Source organism: Pseudomonas hydrolytica (assembly GCF_021495345.1).
GTDB lineage: Bacteria > Pseudomonadota > Gammaproteobacteria > Pseudomonadales > Pseudomonadaceae > Aquipseudomonas > Aquipseudomonas hydrolytica.
In genome coordinates this window covers 1655650-1674020 of the sequence record NZ_CP099397.1, presented here as the reverse complement: position 1 = coordinate 1674020, position 18371 = coordinate 1655650, and the positions used below count along the sequence as shown (strand labels likewise).

The 18371-nt window shown below is 59.6% G+C and carries 22 protein-coding genes; 16 read left to right on the top strand and 6 right to left on the bottom strand.

Annotated elements, in window-relative coordinates; genetic code table 11:
- Window positions 1-119 precede the first annotated feature (119 nt).
- The 3 genes from arsC to L1F06_RS07690 are packed head-to-tail and all read left to right on the top strand — an operon-like array spanning window position 120 to window position 1476.
- Entirely contained in the window at window positions 120-473 is a 354-nt protein-coding gene (arsC, locus tag L1F06_RS07700) for an arsenate reductase (glutaredoxin) (RefSeq protein ID WP_129483148.1), read from the top strand.
- Window positions 470-1066 (top strand): NAD(P)H:quinone oxidoreductase, encoded by a 597-nt coding sequence (wrbA, locus tag L1F06_RS07695; RefSeq protein WP_129483149.1) that lies wholly within the window; start codon window positions 470-472, stop codon window positions 1064-1066. Before arsC ends, wrbA begins: the two co-directional genes overlap by 4 nt.
- A gap of 2 nt (window positions 1067-1068) precedes the next feature.
- On the top strand, window positions 1069-1476 hold the full coding sequence (locus L1F06_RS07690; protein ID WP_003244310.1) for a DUF2069 domain-containing protein: 408 nt from the start codon (window positions 1069-1071) through the stop codon (window positions 1474-1476).
- 141 nt (window positions 1477-1617) lie between these two features.
- On the opposite strand, the gene hda is transcribed toward L1F06_RS07690, so the two are convergent.
- Both hda and L1F06_RS07680 read right to left on the bottom strand, forming a co-directional pair.
- A complete protein-coding gene (hda, locus tag L1F06_RS07685) occupies window positions 1618-2322 on the bottom strand; it encodes a DnaA regulatory inactivator Hda (protein WP_129483150.1) in 705 nt (234 codons plus the stop codon).
- 169 nt (window positions 2323-2491) lie between these two features.
- Window positions 2492-2848, bottom strand: a complete 357-nt coding sequence (locus L1F06_RS07680; protein WP_129483151.1) for a hypothetical protein — start codon at window positions 2846-2848, stop codon at window positions 2492-2494.
- 1237 nt (window positions 2849-4085) lie between these two features.
- On the opposite strand from L1F06_RS07680, the gene pflM reads away from it, so the two are divergent.
- Window positions 4086-4388, top strand: coding sequence for a lysogeny maintenance protein PflM (gene pflM / locus L1F06_RS07670; protein WP_129483152.1), 303 nt, complete (start codon window positions 4086-4088; stop codon window positions 4386-4388).
- Here the strand turns inward: pflM and L1F06_RS07665 are convergent.
- On the bottom strand, window positions 4376-4594 hold the full coding sequence (locus L1F06_RS07665; protein ID WP_129483153.1) for a hypothetical protein: 219 nt from the start codon (window positions 4592-4594) through the stop codon (window positions 4376-4378). The two genes, pflM and L1F06_RS07665, sit on opposite strands and share 13 nt — an antisense overlap.
- Here L1F06_RS07665 and L1F06_RS07660 point away from each other — a divergent pair.
- The 9 genes from L1F06_RS07660 to L1F06_RS07620 all read left to right on the top strand — a co-directional run bounded on the left by L1F06_RS07660 (window position 4594) and on the right by L1F06_RS07620 (window position 11909).
- Window positions 4594-5001 (top strand): hypothetical protein, encoded by a 408-nt coding sequence (locus tag L1F06_RS07660; RefSeq protein WP_177491177.1) that lies wholly within the window; start codon window positions 4594-4596, stop codon window positions 4999-5001. The two genes, L1F06_RS07665 and L1F06_RS07660, sit on opposite strands and share 1 nt — an antisense overlap.
- Window positions 5002-5169: 168 nt before the next feature.
- Complete coding sequence (locus L1F06_RS07655; protein ID WP_129483154.1) at window positions 5170-5550, top strand: DNA-binding protein; 381 nt, start codon at window positions 5170-5172, stop codon at window positions 5548-5550.
- A gap of 302 nt (window positions 5551-5852) precedes the next feature.
- The gene (locus L1F06_RS07650) at window positions 5853-6125 is read left to right on the top strand and encodes a hypothetical protein (protein ID WP_129483155.1); all 273 of its coding nucleotides are present in this window, start codon (window positions 5853-5855) and stop codon (window positions 6123-6125) included.
- Between the two features lie 2 nt (window positions 6126-6127).
- Window positions 6128-6346: a hypothetical protein gene (locus L1F06_RS07645; RefSeq protein WP_129483156.1), complete on the top strand. Its 219-nt coding sequence runs from the start codon at window positions 6128-6130 to the stop codon at window positions 6344-6346.
- 74 nt (window positions 6347-6420) lie between these two features.
- On the top strand, window positions 6421-7881 hold the full coding sequence (locus tag L1F06_RS07640; protein WP_129483157.1) for a hypothetical protein: 1461 nt from the start codon (window positions 6421-6423) through the stop codon (window positions 7879-7881).
- Window positions 7882-7964: 83 nt separating this feature from the next.
- A complete protein-coding gene (locus tag L1F06_RS07635) occupies window positions 7965-8228 on the top strand; it encodes a DUF2523 family protein (RefSeq protein ID WP_177491182.1) in 264 nt (87 codons plus the stop codon).
- A gap of 10 nt (window positions 8229-8238) precedes the next feature.
- A complete protein-coding gene (locus L1F06_RS07630; RefSeq protein ID WP_129483159.1) occupies window positions 8239-9387 on the top strand; it encodes a zonular occludens toxin domain-containing protein in 1149 nt (382 codons plus the stop codon).
- Window positions 9388-9555: 168 nt separating this feature from the next.
- Window positions 9556-10851, top strand: a complete 1296-nt coding sequence (locus tag L1F06_RS07625; RefSeq protein ID WP_177491185.1) for a hypothetical protein — start codon at window positions 9556-9558, stop codon at window positions 10849-10851.
- Complete coding sequence (locus tag L1F06_RS07620; protein WP_129483160.1) at window positions 10851-11909, top strand: phage integrase; 1059 nt, start codon at window positions 10851-10853, stop codon at window positions 11907-11909. The genes L1F06_RS07625 and L1F06_RS07620 overlap by 1 nt, the downstream gene beginning before the upstream one ends.
- Here the strand turns inward: L1F06_RS07620 and L1F06_RS07615 are convergent.
- Both L1F06_RS07615 and L1F06_RS07610 read right to left on the bottom strand, forming a co-directional pair.
- Window positions 11882-12952 carry an AI-2E family transporter gene (locus L1F06_RS07615; RefSeq protein ID WP_129483161.1) on the bottom strand — a complete coding sequence of 357 codons (1071 nt, stop codon included), beginning with the start codon at window positions 12950-12952 and terminating at the stop codon, window positions 11882-11884. The two genes, L1F06_RS07620 and L1F06_RS07615, sit on opposite strands and share 28 nt — an antisense overlap.
- Window positions 12953-13033: 81 nt before the next feature.
- Entirely contained in the window at window positions 13034-14074 is a 1041-nt protein-coding gene (locus L1F06_RS07610) for a DUF2066 domain-containing protein (protein WP_003244304.1), read from the bottom strand.
- Window positions 14075-14331: 257 nt separating this feature from the next.
- On the opposite strand from L1F06_RS07610, the gene purM reads away from it, so the two are divergent.
- The 3 genes from purM to L1F06_RS07595 are packed head-to-tail and all read left to right on the top strand — an operon-like array spanning window position 14332 to window position 16759.
- On the top strand, window positions 14332-15390 hold the full coding sequence (purM, locus tag L1F06_RS07605) for a phosphoribosylformylglycinamidine cyclo-ligase (protein ID WP_129483162.1): 1059 nt from the start codon (window positions 14332-14334) through the stop codon (window positions 15388-15390).
- Window positions 15390-16034, top strand: coding sequence for a phosphoribosylglycinamide formyltransferase (gene purN, locus L1F06_RS07600; RefSeq protein ID WP_129483163.1), 645 nt, complete (start codon window positions 15390-15392; stop codon window positions 16032-16034). The genes purM and purN overlap by 1 nt, the downstream gene beginning before the upstream one ends.
- Window positions 16035-16042: 8 nt before the next feature.
- Window positions 16043-16759 carry a DUF3108 domain-containing protein gene (locus L1F06_RS07595; RefSeq protein WP_003244299.1) on the top strand — a complete coding sequence of 239 codons (717 nt, stop codon included), beginning with the start codon at window positions 16043-16045 and terminating at the stop codon, window positions 16757-16759.
- Window positions 16760-16880: 121 nt separating this feature from the next.
- Here the strand turns inward: L1F06_RS07595 and L1F06_RS07590 are convergent, their stop codons facing one another.
- Window positions 16881-18089 (bottom strand): ammonium transporter, encoded by a 1209-nt coding sequence (locus tag L1F06_RS07590; protein WP_003244297.1) that lies wholly within the window; start codon window positions 18087-18089, stop codon window positions 16881-16883.
- Between the last annotated feature and the right edge of the window lie 282 nt (window positions 18090-18371).

Genomic DNA, 18371 nt, shown 5'->3' with positions numbered 1-18371 from the left:
GTAACCTCAACTGACCACCGCCGCGCGAAAAGGTCGCAGCAAAGTGCCCCGGCGGTTTTCGTGCATCCACGCGGCAGGCGGTTAGAATAGCCGCCATCTCAAGCCGGATGCGACCCACCATGACCGACCTGACCCTCTATCACAACCCGCGCTGTTCGAAATCCCGCGGTGCGCTGGAGCTGCTCGAAGCCCGCGGCCTGCAGCCCACCGTCGTGCGCTACCTGGAGACGCCGCCCAGTGCCAGCGACCTCAAGAGCCTGCTCGGCAAACTGGGCATCGGCGCCCGCGACCTGCTGCGCAGTGGCGAGGATGAATACAAGGCGTTGAACCTCGCCGATGCCAGCCTCAGCGAAGCGCAACTGATCGCCGCGATGGTCGAACATCCCAGGCTGATCGAGAGACCGATTCTGGTGGCAGGCGACAAGGCCGTGATCGGTCGCCCACCGGAGAAGGTTCTGGAGCTGCTGGCATGAGCGCGCCCTATATCCTGGTGCTCTACTACAGCCGCCACGGCGCTACCGCACAGATGGCCCGCCAGATTGCCCGCGGCGTCGAAATGGCCGGCCTGGAAGCCCGCTTGCGCACCGTGCCGGCAGTCTCCAGCGAATGCGAGGCGGTGGCGCCCAGCGTTCCCGACGAGGGCGCAGCCTACGCGACGCTGGACGACCTGAAGAACTGCTCGGGCCTGGCCCTGGGCAGCCCGACCCGCTTCGGCAACATGGCGGCGCCGCTGAAGTACTTCCTCGACGGCACCAGCAACCTGTGGCTGACGGGCGAGCTGGTGGGCAAGCCCGCCGGCGTGTTCACCTCCACCGCCAGCCTGCACGGCGGCCAGGAGAGCACGCTGCTGTCGATGATGCTGCCGTTGCTGCACCACGGCATGCTGATCTGCGGCCTGCCCTACAGCGAGTCGGCTCTGCTCGAAACCCGCGGTGGCGGCACGCCCTACGGCCCCAGCCATCATGCGGGCGGCGACGGCAAGCGCGCCCTGGACGAACACGAGACGGCCCTGTGCCGCGCCCTCGGCCAGCGCCTGGCGCAGCTCGCCGGCAAGCTGGAGCGCTGACCGTGGCCCGAGCGAAGAAACCCTTGCCCAGCCTCGATTGGCTGGAACCCCGCCTGAAGCTGAGCCGAGCCCTCAGCCTGCTCAGCTTCGTCGCGCTGACGGCCTTGCTGCTGGTGTGGAACCTGGCGTTCGCCGACCTGCACGGGGCGCGCATCGGCGTGGTCCTGGCCATTCAGCTGCTGCCCCTGGCCCTGCTCGCCCCCGGCATGCTGATGGGCAACGCCCGCGCCCACGCCTGGTGCTGCTTCGTGGTCAACATCTACTTCATCCAGGGCGTGCTCGCCGCCATCGACCCGGCCCGCGCGCTGTTCGGCGTGCTGGAAGCGCTGATCAGCTTCAACCTGTTCTGCACGGCGCTGCTGTATACGCGCTGGCGCTTCCAGTACGACCGCAAGTTGGCGGGAGAGTAGGCAGCACGGCGTTCTTGTTGGTGCGCACGGCGCACCCTACAGGTTTCCCTCGTAGGGTGCGCCGCGTGCACCAAGGGCCGCTCGGACTCTGAATCAGGCAGCGCGATGCGCCAACCGGCGCATATTGGTTTGCGGCTGCGCCTACCAGCCCAGCGTTTCCTTGAGAAAGGGAATGGTCAACTTGCGCTGGGCCTGCAACGAGGCCTGATCGAGACGCTCCAGCAGCTCGAACAGCGCACTCATGCTGCGCTCGCCACGGGTGAGGATGAAGCGTCCGACCTCATCGCTCATCTGCAGGCCACGACGCGAGGCGCGCAGCTGCAAGGCGCGCAGCTTGTCCTCGTCGGACAGCTCGTGCAGCTGGAAGACCAGCGCCAGGGTCAGTCGCGACTTCAGATCGGGCAGTTGAATCGGCAACTCGCGCGGCGACATGGTACCGGCCAGCATCAGACGCCGGCCGCTGTCGCGCAGGCGGTTGAACAGGTGGAACAGGCCCTCTTCCCAGTCGCTGCGCCCGGCCACCGCATCCAGATCGTCCAGGCAGACCAGTTCGCACAGCTCGAGATTGTCGAGCAGCTCGGGGCCGTGCTGCACCACCTCGGTCAGCGGCAGGTAGACCACCGCATCGCCGCGCTGCTCGAAACGCAGGCAGGCGGCCTGCAGCAAATGGCTGCGGCCCACCCCTTCGGCGCCCCATAGATAGATGAGGCTCTCCGTCCAGCCGGCATCGGCCTCGCACAGCCGCTCGACATAGCCGAGGGCCGCGGCATTGGCGCCGGGATAGTAATTGGCGAAGGTGGCGTCATCGCGCAGACGCACCCCCAGAGGCAGCTGGATAGGTTTCATGCAAGGGGCTCGTCGGAACCGCTGGTCTCTCCGTAAAGGCCGGAAAGTTTATATCCTTCGTCACAGGGTGTCACTGCGGGCCTATTTAGTGTCAATTCAAGGGCTTAGCTTGTGCTGTCGGGTCAATTCCGGGTCTGTTAGGGTCAGTGTTTTCGACACATTATCGACACTACATTAATGCCCTGATTGTTTCGGCCAGTGCGGCGCCGGCTATCATTCCGCCCACTACTCCAGCCCAAAAAGTCTTCTGAGTCCGGCGGCGTATGGCTAATTCGTACCGTGCTGCAAGGAATGTATGGGCTGGCGGCACTTGTTGGTAGGCCCGTTTTTCTTCTTCTGTTGGTTTTGCCTGTTCCCGGCGCTTGACGCGCTCTGCTGGGCGCTCGTTCTTTGCCTTTGGCTGGGGCTCTGAGTGTTTTCTCTCTTTCCAGTCGTCGCGTTCGTCTAGTGTTTGCCCGCGTTTGCTAGAACGGCCTGTTCGCCTATCAAAGTCTTCCTTGTACCAATCCCTGTCTTCTAGGCTCATTTGTCATCCCTCGTTCGGTGGAACCAACGTCGCGCCGCTTCTTTGGTGATCGCTATCCCGCGTGGTGACTGGTCAAGTTTGAATTGGCATCGTCGTACTCTGGGCTAGTCTGGCCGCACTCTGGGGCTATGCCGCCCGTTACCAGCCAAAGCGCATACTCCGGCGCAAGATCAACGATTGCTTTTATGTCGTCCTCGTTGATTCGCCTCCCGCCTTTCCGTAGCGCGTACCATTTTTCTCGGTCGATGCCGGTCAGCTGCTCCAGCTTCTTTGCTGTCAGCTTCTTATGCTCAAGTATCGCAACAAAGCGCTCTCTCATATTCCTAAAACATCTATAAAACCGGCAAATATTGCTGGTCAAGATGTTCCGCATACCTATAATCGTCAATATGGAACCGGCAAATATTGCCGGATTTAATGAAACGGCTTAATGGGTGTGCATCACGGATGCGTGGCCAGGATCAAGCCGCTAATGACCCTAAATAGTGCCGGAATGACCCAGACAATGGAAACGGAAAACCTAGATCACACCCAAGCGGCGCCCCTTGCTGATGTTGAGCTGCCTGAGGTTTGGGCCGCACGGAACGGTGTAACGCCTGATATGGCTCGCGCCTGGGTCAAAAAGGCTGTTCTGCCTTCCCTCAAGGTCGGAAAGCGCCGCATGGTCAATTGCGTTCTTTGGCGTCAGCACCTGGCTGAACAGGAGTGGGTATCGTGAGCGATCAACTGAAAACCTTCTTGCGCTCCCTTCTTTGCCAGCTCGTTGACTACCGTATGCAGCCTCTTGATCAGCGCGGGCAATATCAAGATTGGTCTAAATGGGGTCGTATCGCCGGTCGCATTGATCTTGCTTCTGAGCTTCGTTTGATCACCCCTAATCAGTGGTTAGATCTTCATCGCCTTCTCTCTAGCGCTTCTGGCTGTCTAGGTGAGCCGTTTCCGCATCCTGCGAATGTCGGGCCGGTCATTCCTTGGCGTGTTCTGCATGAGCGCCGTCAACTTGCTGCCCTCGAGGCAAAGCCTCGTGTCATCTACATGGGTGGCTACGACATTGTAGATGCGGATTATGCAAAGCCACCTGTGCAAGTTGCTGAGCCATTTGTTGATGATTCTGAATATTTGGAGTCTTGCCCTACTTGCGAAGGCAATGGTGAGGTCGATGGATGGCCTTGTGTCCGGTGCTCCGGTTCCGCTCGGGTTCCTGCTGATGTAAAGCCTCAAGCGCGGGACTCGGCCAATGAAAAGCCTCAGCCAGTACCTGCGCCAGCCGCACCCCGTGAACTGCGTTTGCTCTGTGTGTTGGACATCCTTTCACCTATCGACTGCCCCCGTTATATCCCAGCCGGAACCATGCACCGATTGTCGCCCCGTGCAAGTGTCCAAGGTCGATGGTCGCTGGACGGTGACGCCTTCTATCAACTGCGCTCGGCACACCCCAAGCGCCCGACCGCCAAAGTACTGGTTCGTTGTGAGCGACACCGGCAAGCCAACGCCGTTTGTTCCATTGCGAGAACCATTTGAACAGGGTCAATTGCTATGACTATCCCAGCCCGTAAAGACATCAGCGAGATTGAAGACAAAGAGCGCCGCTTTCATGTTCTCGCGCCTGCCTCTGTTGTCGTTGCGCTGCAAGTCGAAGCGGGCAAACGCTGTACTGATGCATGGCGTCTCGGTGGTGCTGTTATTCAGAGCTGGCTGGAGGCTGGTTGCCCTGACCAGATCGAACGCCGTCACGAGGTCGGACAATGATCGTCCTGGCCGCGCTGATGCTCCTGGCGAAACGCTTCGCGGGCTCGCTGCGTAGCAACTGGCGCGCCCGCGAAGCGTTCGCCCAGCTGCGGCCAGGGCTGAGCTTTCTCGCTCTCGCCAACGCCGCCGATATTGAACAGGTCAAGGGCCGCGCTCCCGGCTCGTCGGAACGCGCTTCATCGTTCCGGCGAACGGAAGCACGGGCGAAGCGCACCCTTGAACACCCGCCCGACAAACAAGCCTTAGCTGGGGAGTTGGGGCAGCTTTTCCGCCCCAGCTCCCGAGCCCTCGGCGGCAAGAGCGGGATGACAAGGGCAGAGCCCTTGGTGTTGCAAGAGGGATCGTTACCCGAAGGGCCAAGACAAACACGCTTCATCGTTTGGCTTGGTGAGCGTAGCGAGTAGAGCCCGGCCCGAAGGGCTTGCCCGATAAGTTGTAAAAGTAAGACCGAAGTAAACAAGTCTGCGAAAGCGAACAAGGTCAATTAAGGGCCGTGAGCCTCTGCACGCCTAAAAACGCTAAAGCAGGCAACTAACGCGCAACTAAGCGCACAACTGTAAGAGGTAATAACTATGTCTTTCGCTATTCCGGCTGCAACTTCGATTACTTCCCTGTTCGTGACCAAAACGGACTACTACACCAAAAAAGATACCGGCGAAGTTATGGCGACTGTTCAAGCGTTGTCGCCTATCCCTGCCGGTGCTCAAGGCAATGCCAAGGGCTATGAGGTGACTGAGTACCGCGCTGATGCCTCGGTGCTCGATCAAGTCGATCTGACCCAAGGCCCGGTATCGGTCAAGTTCGAAAGCCAGATTCGCCCCGTCACTGACCGCTTTGGTCGCACCACCAATACACAGGTACTGACCAAGGTCATCGTTGATCATCAGCAGCGCCAAGCGGCTCCGCAGGGCGGTAAGCCTGCATCGCAGCCGGCTGACGCCGCCAAGTCCTAACGCGGAGTGCCAGCCATGTTCACGGGCTTTCTACTCGGCATTCTCTCGGGGTTCTTCGCCCCTAAACGGCTCAAGTTGCCGGTAATGACGTTGTGGTCTGTAGGCCTGTGCGCGGCTGGCCTCGCAACTTATCTCGGAGGTGCGTAATGGCGATTTCTCATATCTGCGATGAATGCGGCAACGAACTTGAGGACGACGAACTCGAGTGGGCTGACATCGACGATGACCACTGCGTTTGTGCGTTCTGTAACAGCGAGGAAATTCCCGCTGAGAACTACGACGGTCGGTACGAGGATTAACCCATGGCACTCCCGCTCTGTGTCTACGTCGATCAAGCCACTAACGCCCTAGTGGCGGCTGGTGAGTTTACCGGCGAATGCACGGGGTACGTATTGATCACCCCGGCTGAATGGGCGGGGTCGATCACCATAGCTGAGTTGTTCGCCATGCCTGACGGCGTGCAACTAGCGGCCGCTTTCGCGACTTTCTTTGGTTTGGTCTTTGGCCCTGCGGCCATTGCTCACCTTGTTGGCCGTGTAAGCGGATTTTTCGACCACGACAAAGAGGAACTCTGACTATGAGCAAAATCGCTCTGCTGCAACGCGCCGGCTATGCCGTCGTGCTCTCCACCGTCGCTTCCGTGCCGGTCTTCGCCGCCGATATCGACTACTCCGACATGGTGTCGGTGCCGGTCGCTACCGGTGCCGTTGCCGCCATCGTTGCGATGGGTGCCATCAAGATCGCCCCTGGCTTCGCCAAGTGGGCGGTCAACAAAGTGGCGGGCATGTTCCGCTAATCCCGCTGCAATCCCTACGGGGACAACTAGGCCCCCTTTTTGGGGGCCTTTCTATTTGAGGTGAGGAAAATGATATGGATGGTACTCGCGGCATTTACCGGCGCGCTCTCTGGCTCACTTGTGTGCTTTGCGTTGTATTCGGCCTGAGTACTGTTCAGGCTGCAACGCGAAAGCATGTTTCTATGCCGTCCGGTCAAAGTGTTGTTAATAATCCTGGCGCCCCCGTTACGCGCACTGGTAATAATTTAACTGTCCCAGGCCAGCCTCTTGAGGGCGAGGTTATTCTTGGCGTAGATGGTAAGAAGATTCCAGTTCGCGGCATACTGCCTAAAATTGATTACTCCATTCCTCGCACCCTTAATCATGTTAAAAACGGTATGCGCGGTGGTGTTATTGGTGTCGGCGTTGCAGTAGGCCTTCAATTCCTACTCGATCAAATTGATGCCGTAGTTGGCCCTAACGGTGAATATTTGAAGGAAAAGCCAGTCCCTACAACTTCAAACACTCTTTTTTGGTGCGGCGGCACGTCGACTACCCAATGTATTTCACCGCGATTTGCCACACCCAATGATTACTTCAATACTGTTTGGGTTGATACACCAACACTCCAATTTGTAAATAGGCGTATAACTGTTGTAGGTGATCTTGCTCAAGCTGTCACCGATGCCATTCGTGTTAGCGATGGTCTTTACTATAATAATCACTCTACTGCATCCTCTCGCAAGTTTGGCCAATGTACAGCTCCAACATACTATGATCAAGATTTGCAGTCGTGCGCTGTTTCAGAATTAACTGCGCTCTCTGATGCTGATTATGATTTAATGTTTGATATCGCCAACCAACAAAATGCCGATTGGATTAAGAACCTACTTAAAGATTCTTGTAATGGCTCGCCTAGCCCTGGCGCATGCTTCAACTCTTTAAAAGAGCAAAGCGCTTTGACTGGACCGGCAACAGTTCCGGGTTCTACCACAACAAAGACCACAAACTCTATTGGTTCTAATGGCGTCGCCACTCAGACAGTCACGACCACCACTAATAACTATAAAATTACTTATGGGCCGACTTATTATGATTATCGCCGCACTACTCAAATAGTTACTAAAACAGATGGGGTTCCTGTTTCAGATACAACTGATGAAGAATCTGAGGACGTCGAACAGGAGGAGCAACCTGAGGAAAAGCAAGATGAAGAACCGATTCCGTGTAATGGCCAGGGCTGTGATGGCCCGGCTTATGAGGATCAGTACACACCTCTCGATGAAACAAAAGAGGATTACCTAGACGACTACGCCTCTCGCGTTGCAGCCATTCCAATTATTCAGGCAGTCAGCGGTCTATTTGACGTTAATGTTAGTGGTTCTTGCCCGGTCTGGACATTCAACCATCAGATGCAAGTTCTAGGCGCTTCCATGCCTATCAATCTCACGTTCGATTACTTGTGCCTGCCCTGGTTTATTCAGTATGGGCCATGGATTCGTGCGGTTATTTATCTAGTCGCCGTATACGCGGCCATTCGTATTGCACTCCTCTGAGGTGACTCATGATTCAGACGATAGTTAGCTGGTTTACTGCGCTATTCCGGTGGATTGGCCGCATATTTGAGTGGTTCCTTGGTATGCTCAAGGATATCCTTGAGTTCTTCTCTGATCTCCCTTTGATCTTTCTTCGCGGTATCTTGGATGGGGCCATATATCTCCTTGGCTTAATTCCTGTGCCGTCCTTTATATCTGGCGGCCTTCTTCAAACCGCTTTTAGTGGGCTTAACGATGATGTTCAATATCTCGTTGCCTTCTTTGGCATTCCCGCCGCTCTATCAATTATCGGCGCCGGTGTAGTCTTTCGCCTAACTCGTAAAGCGATCACGCTCGGCCAATGGTAAGGGGTTAATCATGATCTTCGGTAATGAGGGCATGCCTGGCTCTGGCAAAAGCGCAGATGCTATGCAACACATAATTGACTCAATTAATGCAGGCCGAACAGTTGTTACCAATATTCATGGCATCAACTATGAGGCTTTTAGTGACTATCTCTCGCTACCTTTGCCTACTATCAAGCGGCTGCTTATTTCTCTTGTTCCGCCTGATGAACTTGATGAAGATCAAAAGGTAAAGTGGATTAAAGAGGCTTTTTTACAAAGCCAGCTTCCTGACTGCCTCTGGATATGGGACGAAATTAACCAGTACTGGCCGCCTGATCGCCAGCCCTTGCCGGCTGAGTGGTCAAAGTTCATTACAGAACATCGCCACTTGGGCATAGATGTGCTGATCATGGGTCAAGACTTGGCTGAGCTTCACGCTACTTGGCGCAAGCGCCTCCAGCGTTATACGCGCTTCACTAAGTTGGATATGCAAGGCAAAGACGACCACTTTCACTGGGCGTCGTTTACTAATACTGGTCGCAATAAGTATCGCAAAATGAGCGATGGCAAAAAGCCGTACAATAAAGACTTTTTCAAGCTTTACAGTTCGGTCCGCGCCACTACTACCAATCTTGAGAATTATAAGGATGGTCGTTTCTCGGTGTTCCAGACTAAGCACAAGCTCTGGGCTGCCTGTTTCGCTGCTGTCCTGGGCTGGTCGATTTATACCGTAGTCGGATTTTTCACACCGCCAGATGAGCCCTTGGCCGCTGAACTGCCGCCAGAACAGCCTCCTGCGCGGTCTGCTCAGCAATCCCGCGCGGATGAAGCGGCGGATACCTCGCAGCAGCATGCTGAGACCAAGCGTGCTCCTATCGACTATCTCGACCGTTACGCGCAGCAATACGACCTAAGGCTCTCCGGCATTATGGACCGTATCAAGCCTGAGCCGGGCCAGCCCGCCTTTGAATTTCGTCTCGACTTCGTGGATAGCAGCTATCGCCTTAAAGAGCGTATGACGCGCAAGGATGTTGCCTCCCTGGGCTGGGCTATCGAACGTCACGACTACGGCATTTTGATTAGCAAGGGTGACGTCCAATACGTCGCCCGCGCTTGGCCCCTGGACAACTGGGGCAAGGTTCCTCAACAGACGGTTCAAGCTTTTAAGCCGGAGCCGTGAGGCCCGCCGTGGCTTGCCACGTCGGCCGAACGGCGAAGGCTCTCGTACACCTATCGCGAGCCATAGCCAGAACGCCGGAGCAACCCACGCGCACCGCAGGGACGTCCCTGTAGCACGTCAATAAAAGAACAGTGAAAACGGTCAATAAAGGTCAATAAGGGGTGTTTTGTGTCTAGGGCTAAGGATCAAATTCGCGTTTTCTTCGGCGCCAACGGTGAGGTAGAGGAAAGCTCCAAGGGGCGTCACTTCTTCGACCAGCATCTGGCCAGATTCACCGACTTGTCGGGCGTTCGCCTGCTTCGCTGTGGCGTCGATACCGTTCGCCAGCTTTACGCTGGTCTCCTGCGACCTGACTTCTTGTCGCTGTTCGGTGACAAGCCCGGCATGGTCGATTTCGCGGGATACCGCTTCCATGCTTCACGCGTCGGACGCGACTCGGGGTATCAATTCAAGCTCCAAAATGCCGACCTGGGCTTGATCCTGCTGATCAAGAATTTCAACTGCAAGGTCGATGTGATTGGCCCTCACCTCAAGATCGAAGTGTCACCCCATGCTATTGACGCGCATGAGCCCGACCGACTCCAAGCTGTTATGGATCGCCTCGCCCATGAGTGCATGTCGGCAGTTGAGCCTAAGCAATGCGCTGTGCACCTCGCGCTTGATTTTCAGGGGTGGACGCCTCCAGACGACATAACCGCCCGCCTCCACTGCAAGGCCACTGCGCACCGTCGTTTCGACGGCATCAACAGTTTCGAATGGGCCGATAAGTCAGCGACCTATGGTCGTGGTCAGTCGTATATGTTCGGCTCTGCTGGCGCCTGCCAGCTAGGCCTGTACAACAAAACGCTTCAGGCCAAGGCTATCGATAAGTTGGATTGGTGGGAAACTGTCTGGCGTCGTGGCGACAATCCGTTCGATGCTGATGATGCTGGCAACTACGATCCTGAACAGCCGGTATGGCGCTGTGAGCTGCGTTATCACCATTCGGTGGTTAATCAGTTCGCTGCGGGTAGCTGCTCCCTGGAGTCTGGCCAGCTCATTGAAACGCGCACTTTCGCTGAGTTCGCCCCTCACCTTGATGGGCTTTGGCGCTATGGCCTCACTAACTTCCGCCTGCTGGCTCGTCCTGGTCTGCTTGATGCGTTCTGGCAGCTAATTCGCGACGACGTTCGTGTTGAAACGGGTGTCACCTCCCTGGTCGATAAGACCGAGTACAAGCGCAAATACAAGACGGCTACCGGCTTCAGCGGCAAGAACATCGACTTGACCGTTGGCAACGCTATTACGCTGGCCGCAAGGCAAGGCGTCGATGCAAAAAAGACCTATAAGGCGCTCAAGAGCCTGCCCTTTTGGCCGCTGATTCGCTCGTACTATCGCGACAAGGGAATGACTGGGCAGGATATACGGGCAATGATTGCCGAACGCCTCGAGGAGCGAATTGTCCGGTGGGGGCGTGCCGTCTGATGGCTATCGAACAACTGCCAGATGGGCGCTGGAAAGTCGATGTAGAGCCAGTCAAGGGCAAGCGCTTTCGCAAGACGCTCAAGACCAAGGCTGAGGCCCAGCGATTCGAAGCAAAATGCCGTACTGAGTGTATTCAGCCGCGCGACTGGAATCCCAAGCCTAAGGATAACCGCCACCTGACGGAGGTGATTCAGCGCTGGTATGACCTGCACGGCCATGCGATCACCAGCGGTAAGCGTCGCATGAATGTGCTCAAGCTCATGGCCAAGCGTCTGCGCGATCCAATAGCACGCAAGCTCAACGGTTCGGCTGTGGTAGATCTTCGTCGCCGTGAGTTAGAAGGCGGCGCCAAGCCTAAATCGATTAACAATCGCCTGTCCTATCTCAAGACGGTCTTCAATGAGCTTTATCGCTTGGGTGACATCGACTATGCCAGCCCTCTCGCAAAGCTTAAGCCGCTCAAGTTCCAGGAATCCCAACTGTCGTATCTCTCGACTAAGCAGATTCCTCAATTGATCGAAGCGCTTGATAAAAGCCGGTCCAGCAGCGTTCGGCTGGTGGCTGAACTATGCCTTGCAACGGGTGCTCGATGGTCAGAGGCTGAGGGCTTGAGACCTGAATTGGTAAGGAACGATACGGTGACGTTCGTGAATACCAAGTCCAAGCGTGTTCGCACTGTTCCGGTTAGCTCGGACCTAGCGAAACGCCTGACTGCCCACTTCGACAAATACGGCCGCTTTACCTGCTGTATGCGCGCCTTTCGCATAGCGCTTAAGGCCAGCGGTATCAGGCTGCCTAGGGGGCAAGCAAGCCACGTACTACGGCATACGTTCGCCAGTCACTTCATTATGAACGGCGGTGGCATCCTGACGCTAAAAGAGATTCTGGGGCATTCGTCGCTGACCATGACCATGCGCTATGCACACCTGTCGCCCTCTCACTTGCGTGATGCGGTTCGCTTCAATCCCTTGGATGGTTTCGACACTTCATCGACACTCCCAGTAGCGACCACGGGAGAACACCATATAAATCAATCGCTTGCGGGCGATTCACCGTAAAGGCCGGAAAGTTTATATAAATCATGGGCATGACGCAGCAAAACCATGATCACCGCCGCCACCGGCAAGGCCAGCAGCACGCCGGTGAAGCCGAACAGCTGGCCACCGGCGAGGATGGCGAAGATCACCGCGACCGGGTGCAGGCCAATGCGATCGCCCACCAGCAGCGGGGTCAGCAGCATGCCTTCGAGCATCTGGCCGATCATGAACACCACGCCGATGCCCAGCAGCGGATAAGGGTCGAGGCCGAACTGGAACAGCGCGGCGGTCAGCGCCGCACCGATGCCGACGATAAAGCCCATATAGGGCACGATGCTGGCCAGGCCAGCCAGCACGCCGATCAGCAGGCCCAGCTCGAGCCCGACCAGCATCAACCCGGCGGAGTAGATGATGCTCAGCGCCAGCATCACCAGCAGTTGCCCGCGCAGGAAGGCACCAAGCACCTCGTGGCACTCGCCAGCCAGCTTGACCACCAGCGCCTCCCGCTGACGCGGCAACAGACGGCGAACGCGCTCGACCAGCACATCCCAGTCGCGCATCAGGTAGAAGCTGACTACCGGAATCAGCAGCAGATTGCCCAGCCAGGCCAGCAGCGCCAGGCCCGAGGAGGTCGCCTGGGCCAGCACCGCCCTGAGCACGTCGGTGGTCTTGCCAATGTTGTCGGAGAACACCTGCTTGAGCTGATCGACCTGCAGCAGATCGTTCTGCAGCCCCAGATGCGATTGCGACCAGGGCAAGGCGGTACCCTGCAGCCAGTCGAGCATTTCCGGCGCCAGCTGATACAAGCGCACCAGCTGCCGGCCCAGCATGGGCACCAGCACCAGCAACATGATCAGCAGCACCAGGGCGAACAGGGTGAACACCAGCACCACCCCGCCGGTGCGCGACAGGCGATGCCGCTCGAGGCGATCGACCAGCGGATCGCCCAGGTAGGCCAGCAGAATGCCGATCAGAAAGGGAGAAAGAATCGGGTGCAGCAGATACAGCAGCCAGCCGAGCAGAAACAGCCCAGCCATCCATAGCCAGCGGTTGGAATCGGTCATGCTCGGATCCTCGATGAGCCACGGCCCCCTACCGGCGCCGCGAAACGGACTGGGGCGGCAAGGCCCGCCCCGGGGCGCAGTTTACCAGCGGAAGCGCAGCTGATTGGTGCGCGGCTTCACCTGCGGCGCTGGTGCACCGGCCTCATCGGCATTCTCCAGCGACTCGCCGGCATCCAGCGGCTCATCGACTTCCTGCAACTGCCCCAGGGCCAGTTGCGCCCGCAGTTGCTCCGGGCTGGCATTGACCTGATAGGTCAGACGCTGGCCATCGATCTCCTGCAAACGTGCGGCAAAGGGTTCGAGCAGACGCTCCAGCGCGGCAAAACGGCTCAGGTCGGCCCCTTCGATCACCAGGGTCAGGCTCTGCGCCGCCCCCGGCTTGACCAGAAAACGCGGCGCCAGGCGCTCGTTCACCGCCAGCATCACGGCATCGGCCAGCGCGGCCTGGTCGGCCGCCTCGGCCTTGCCCTGCTCACGCTCTTCGCCCAGCCACAGGCGCCAGGTCGCCTGCCAGTTGCCGCCCGACTCGCTGGCCTGTACCGCCAGCAGCGCATCGGCGGCATAACGCTCGGAGGCCTCACGCAGCGCCTGCGGATCGTTGGCCAGCAGCACGTCCGCGGTGCCCAGCAGTTGCTCGCTGAGATCCGCCAGCGGCAGGCGCAACGGCAGGCCGCGGTGCTGGGCTGCGCTACGCAGGACAGCGGCAGCGCTCTGGCTCTCGCCCACCAATTGCGCGCCTTCGGGCGACTCGGTGAGCCACCAGGCCAGGATCGCCGGACGGTTGGCTCCCCACAGCGCCAGGCCAGCCTGACGCAGTTGGCGATCGGTGCTGGCCGGGTCGAACTCCACCACCAGCACGTCATCCTCATAGCCGTACTGGCTGACGATCTGCTGCGGGTCCTTGCGCAGGCTCTCCAGCGCACTGCTCTGGGCCGCCTTGGCATCCCCGGTGAGGCGTTGCACCAGCGTCTGCAGGGCCTTCTGCATGGCGGCGTCGCGGCTCTCCGGCTGTTGATCGGCCACCGCCTCGCGCACCTGATACAGGCCGGCAACCGGCGCAGCCAGAGCCGGCAGGCTCAGCAGCGACAGACAGAAGAACATCAGGCGGACACACAGGCGCATGGCGGGCTCTCGCAAAGGAATGGCGGCACACCTGACAGGCAGCTATCGGCGTGCGCAAAGGCGTATACCTTAAACAGCCACTCCTGCCCCGGCAACCTGAGCCGCTGCCCGCGACGAAGCGCATGCACGCGAGTGGCCGCTACCGGGCAAGCCTGATAAAATCGCGCGCCTTCGCCAGCCGGTACGCGCGCCGGGCTCCCCTGTTGGGCCTGCGCCACGTCGGCGCCTACACGAACTCCTTTCAAAGGCCCGGATCTATGAGCAAGCAACCCTCCATCAGCTACAAGGACGCAGGCGTCGACATCGATGCCGGCGAGGCCCTGGTCGAACGCATCAAAGGCGTGGCCAAGCGCACTGCCCGTCCTGAGGTCATGGGTGGCCTGGGCGGCTTCGGCGCCCTCTGCGAGATTCCGGCCGGCTACAAGCAGCCGGTGCTGGTGTCCGGCACCGACGGCGTCGGCACCAAGCTGCGCCTGGCGCTGAACCTGAACAAGCACGACAGCATCGGCCAGGATCTGGTCGCCATGTGCGTCAACGACCTGGTGGTCTGCGGCGCCGAGCCGCTGTTCTTCCTCGACTACTACGCCACCGGCAAGCTCAACGTCGATGTGGCCGCCACCGTGGTCACCGGCATCGGCGCCGGCTGCGAGCTGGCTGGCTGCTCCCTGGTCGGTGGCGAAACCGCCGAGATGCCGGGCATGTACGAGGGTGAAGACTACGACCTGGCCGGCTTCTGCGTCGGCGTGGTGGAGAAGAGCGAGATCATCGACGGCTCGAAAGTTGCCACCGGCGACGCGCTGATCGCTCTGCCCTCCTCCGGCCCGCACTCCAATGGCTATTCGCTGATCCGCAAGATCATCGAAGTCTCCGGTGCCGACATCGAACAGGTGCAGCTCGGCGGCAAGGCCCTGGCCGATCTGCTGATGGCGCCGACGCGCATCTACGTCAAGCCGCTGCTCCAGCTGATCAAGGACACCGGCGCGGTCAAGGCCATGGCCCACATCACCGGCGGCGGTCTGCTGGACAACATCCCGCGCGTACTGCCGCAAGGCGCCCAGGCGGTGATCGACGTGGCCAGCTGGAATCGTCCGGCGGTGTTCGACTGGCTGCAGGAGAAAGGTAACGTCGACGAGCACGAGATGCATCGCGTGCTCAACTGCGGCGTCGGCATGGTCATCTGCGTCGCCCAGGATCAGGTCGAAGCAGCGCTGGCCAGCCTGCGCGCCAGCGGCGAGTCGCCCTGGGTCATCGGCCAGATCGCCGAAGCGGCAGAAGGCGCCGCCCAGGTTCAGCTGAACAACCTGAAAACCCACTGATGCCCTGCAATGTCGTCGTCCTGATCTCCGGTTCAGGCAGCAACCTGCAGGCGCTGATCGACAGCGCCGCTCAAGGCGACAATCCGGCTCGCATCGCCGCGGTGATCTCCAACCGCGCCGATGCCTACGGTCTGGTGCGCGCGCAGAACGCCGGCATCGCCACCGAAGTGCTGGATCACAAGCAGTTCGACGGCCGCGAGGCCTTCGACGCCGCCATGATGCAAGCCATCGACGCCCACCAGCCCGACCTAGTGGTGCTGGCCGGTTTCATGCGCATCCTCACGCCGGGCTTCGTCCAGCACTACAGCGGCCGCCTGCTCAACATCCACCCCTCGCTGCTGCCCCGATACAAGGGGCTGCATACCCATCAGCGAGCGCTGGACGCCGGCGACGCCGAGCATGGCTGCAGCGTGCACTTCGTCACCGAGGAACTCGATGGTGGCCCTCTGGTCGTACAGGCTGTGCTGCCAGTGGCCCCGGACGATACGGCCGACAGCCTGGCGCGCCGCGTGCATCAGCAGGAGCACCAGATCTACCCGCTGGCCGTACGCTGGTTTGCCGAAGGCCGCTTGCGTCTTGGCGCCCAAGGCGCAATGCTGGATGGCGAGCCGCTGCCTGCCAGCGGCCACCTGATTCGAACCTAGGAGACTCTATGCGTCGTGCCCTGCTGTTCGCCCTGACCCTGTTCAGCCTGCCCGCCCTTGCCAGCGAACTGCATCCGTTCTCCGCCAGCTATACCGCGGACTGGAAGCAACTGCCGGTCAGCGGCAGCGCCGAGCGCAGCCTCAAGCGCACCGACGACGGTCGCTGGACCCTCAGCTTCCAGGCCTCGATGCTGGTGGCCAGCCTCAGCGAGGAAAGTACCTTTCGCGTCGACAACGGCGCCCTGCTGCCCCTGACCTATCGGCTGAACCGCAGCGGCCTGGGCAAGGGCAAGAAGGTCGAGCAGGACTTCGACTGGGAGCAGAAGCAGGTAATCGGCAACGACCGTGGCGATGCGGTGCGCTTCCCGCTCAACCGCGGCCTGCTGGACAAGTCCACCTACCAGCTCGCCCTGCAGCAGGATGTGGCTGCCGGCAAGAAAAGCGTGAGCTACCAGGTGGTGGACGGTGACGAGATCGAAACCTACGACTTCCGCGTGCTTGGCGAAGAAGTGGTGCGCACCAAGGCCGGCCTGATCGACGCGATCAAGGTGGAACGCGTGCGCGATCCCACCCAGAGCGCGCGCAAGACCGTGCTCTGGTTCGCCAAGGATTGGGGCCACCTGCTGGTGCGCCTGCACCAGGTGGAGAAGGACGGCAAGGAATACCAGATCATGCTCAAGGAAGGCACGGTCGAAGGCAAGCCGGTCGAGGGCCGCCGCGACTGACGCAGCGCAAGCGAAGAAAAGCCGCGATACCCTTCGGGATCGCGGCTTTTTTATGCGCCCCTGATCGAGCGCGGGACGCTGTGCAGCCGTAGGGTACGCATGGCGCACCCTACGCCGCAGATCAGTCCGCGTTGACGGCGCCGATCCGGTGTACCGACAGGTCGGCACCGTTGAACTCTTCTTCCTGGCTCAGGCGGATGCCCAGCAGCGCCTTGACCACGCCATACACCAGGAAGCCACCGACCAGCGCCACCAGCACCCCCAGCGCGGTGCCGATCACCTGGCTGGCCAGGCTCACCCCACCCAGGCCGCCGAAGGCCTCCAGGCCGAAGATACCGCAGGCGATGCCGCCCCAGACGCCACACAGACCGTGCAGCGGCCAGACGCCCAGCACGTCGTCGATCTTCCATTTCACCTGGGTCGCGGTGAAGGCCCAGACGAACAGCGCACCGGCGATGGCCCCGGTAACCAGGGCGCCAATCGGATGCATCAGATCAGAGCCGGCGCAGATCGCCACCAGACCGGCCAGCGGGCCGTTGTGCAGGAAGCCCGGATCATTGCGCCCAACCAGCAGGGCCGCGACCGTACCGCCGACCATGGCCATCAGGGAGTTCACCGCCACCAGACCGCTCACGCCCTCGAGCGTCTGCGCGCTCATGACGTTGAAGCCGAACCAGCCGATGATCAGGATCCACGAACCGAGCGCGAGAAACGGAATGTTCGACGGCGCCATGGCCACCAGCTTGCCGTCGCGATAACGGCCGTTGCGCCGCCCCAGCAGTATCACCGCGCCGAAGGCCAGCCAGCCGCCCATTGCATGCACCACCACCGAACCGGCGAAATCATGGAAGCCGGCGCCGAAACGCGCCTCCAGCCAGGCCTGCAGGCCGTAGTTGCCGTTCCAGATCATGCCTTCGAAAAAGGGATAGACGAAGGCCACGATGAGCGCCGTGGCGCACAGCTGCGGGCCGAACTTGGCGCGCTCGGCGATGCCCCCGGAGATGATCGCCGGGATGGCTGCGGCGAAGGTCAGCAGGAAGAAGAACTTGACCAGACCATAGCCGTGATTTTCGGTCAGCACCGCCGCCGGCTCGAGGAAGTTGATGCCGTAGGCGATCCAGTAACCGATGAAGAAGTAGGCCAGGGCCGAGATGGCGAAGTCAGAGAGAATCTTCGACAAGGCGTTGACCTGATTCTTCTGCCGCACCGTACCCACCTCGAGAAAGGCGAAGCCGGCGTGCATGGCCAGCACCATGATCGCACCCAGCAGGATGAACAGGGTATTGGAACCGTGGATCAGAGTGGCCACGGCACTGTTGATGTTTTCCATCGAGGATGAAAACTCCGGGGTTGGAGAAAAAGCACCAAACAGAGGCAGAAAACGCAAAGCGCGCACCACAATGCAGCCAGCGCCCGCTGCGCGCCCTTCATAAGTGCCGACAGGAGGCCCCAACATGGCGCCACAGCCGATCGGCAGAATGATGCTTAATTCTTGTTAATCAATTGGTTACGCGCGATATCGACCATCCTGAGCCGAGCCGAGAGAGCCCCATCTCGGGGCGCTTCGCGACTCTCGCGCACCAGCAAAATGCAAGCGCTATACCAAGCGCCA

Bases quoted from the DNA above. Each gene is read 5' to 3' on its own strand.
- L1F06_RS07635 (WP_177491182.1), top strand. From the start codon at position 7,965: ATGCTCAAGGATATCCTTGAGTTCTTCTCTGATCTCCCTTTGATCTTT.
- L1F06_RS07680 (WP_129483151.1), bottom strand. From the start codon at position 2,848: ATGAGCCTAGAAGACAGGGATTGGTACAAGGAAGACTTTGATAGGCGA.
- L1F06_RS07590 (WP_003244297.1), bottom strand. From the start codon at position 18,089: ATGGAAAACATCAACAGTGCCGTGGCCACTCTGATCCACGGTTCCAAT.
- L1F06_RS07640 (WP_129483157.1), top strand. From the start codon at position 6,421: ATGGATGGTACTCGCGGCATTTACCGGCGCGCTCTCTGGCTCACTTGT.
- hda (WP_129483150.1), bottom strand. From the start codon at position 2,322: ATGAAACCTATCCAGCTGCCTCTGGGGGTGCGTCTGCGCGATGACGCC.
- L1F06_RS07615 (WP_129483161.1), bottom strand. From the start codon at position 12,952: ATGACCGATTCCAACCGCTGGCTATGGATGGCTGGGCTGTTTCTGCTC.
- purM (WP_129483162.1), top strand. From the start codon at position 14,332: ATGAGCAAGCAACCCTCCATCAGCTACAAGGACGCAGGCGTCGACATC.
- L1F06_RS07620 (WP_129483160.1), top strand. From the start codon at position 10,851: ATGGCTATCGAACAACTGCCAGATGGGCGCTGGAAAGTCGATGTAGAG.
- L1F06_RS07645 (WP_129483156.1), top strand. From the start codon at position 6,128: ATGAGCAAAATCGCTCTGCTGCAACGCGCCGGCTATGCCGTCGTGCTC.
- L1F06_RS07610 (WP_003244304.1), bottom strand. From the start codon at position 14,074: ATGCGCCTGTGTGTCCGCCTGATGTTCTTCTGTCTGTCGCTGCTGAGC.
- L1F06_RS07650 (WP_129483155.1), top strand. From the start codon at position 5,853: ATGGCACTCCCGCTCTGTGTCTACGTCGATCAAGCCACTAACGCCCTA.
- L1F06_RS07630 (WP_129483159.1), top strand. From the start codon at position 8,239: ATGATCTTCGGTAATGAGGGCATGCCTGGCTCTGGCAAAAGCGCAGAT.
- purN (WP_129483163.1), top strand. From the start codon at position 15,390: ATGCCCTGCAATGTCGTCGTCCTGATCTCCGGTTCAGGCAGCAACCTG.
- wrbA (WP_129483149.1), top strand. From the start codon at position 470: ATGAGCGCGCCCTATATCCTGGTGCTCTACTACAGCCGCCACGGCGCT.
- L1F06_RS07660 (WP_177491177.1), top strand. From the start codon at position 4,594: ATGATCGTCCTGGCCGCGCTGATGCTCCTGGCGAAACGCTTCGCGGGC.
- pflM (WP_129483152.1), top strand. From the start codon at position 4,086: ATGAAAAGCCTCAGCCAGTACCTGCGCCAGCCGCACCCCGTGAACTGC.
- L1F06_RS07655 (WP_129483154.1), top strand. From the start codon at position 5,170: ATGTCTTTCGCTATTCCGGCTGCAACTTCGATTACTTCCCTGTTCGTG.
- L1F06_RS07595 (WP_003244299.1), top strand. From the start codon at position 16,043: ATGCGTCGTGCCCTGCTGTTCGCCCTGACCCTGTTCAGCCTGCCCGCC.
- arsC (WP_129483148.1), top strand. From the start codon at position 120: ATGACCGACCTGACCCTCTATCACAACCCGCGCTGTTCGAAATCCCGC.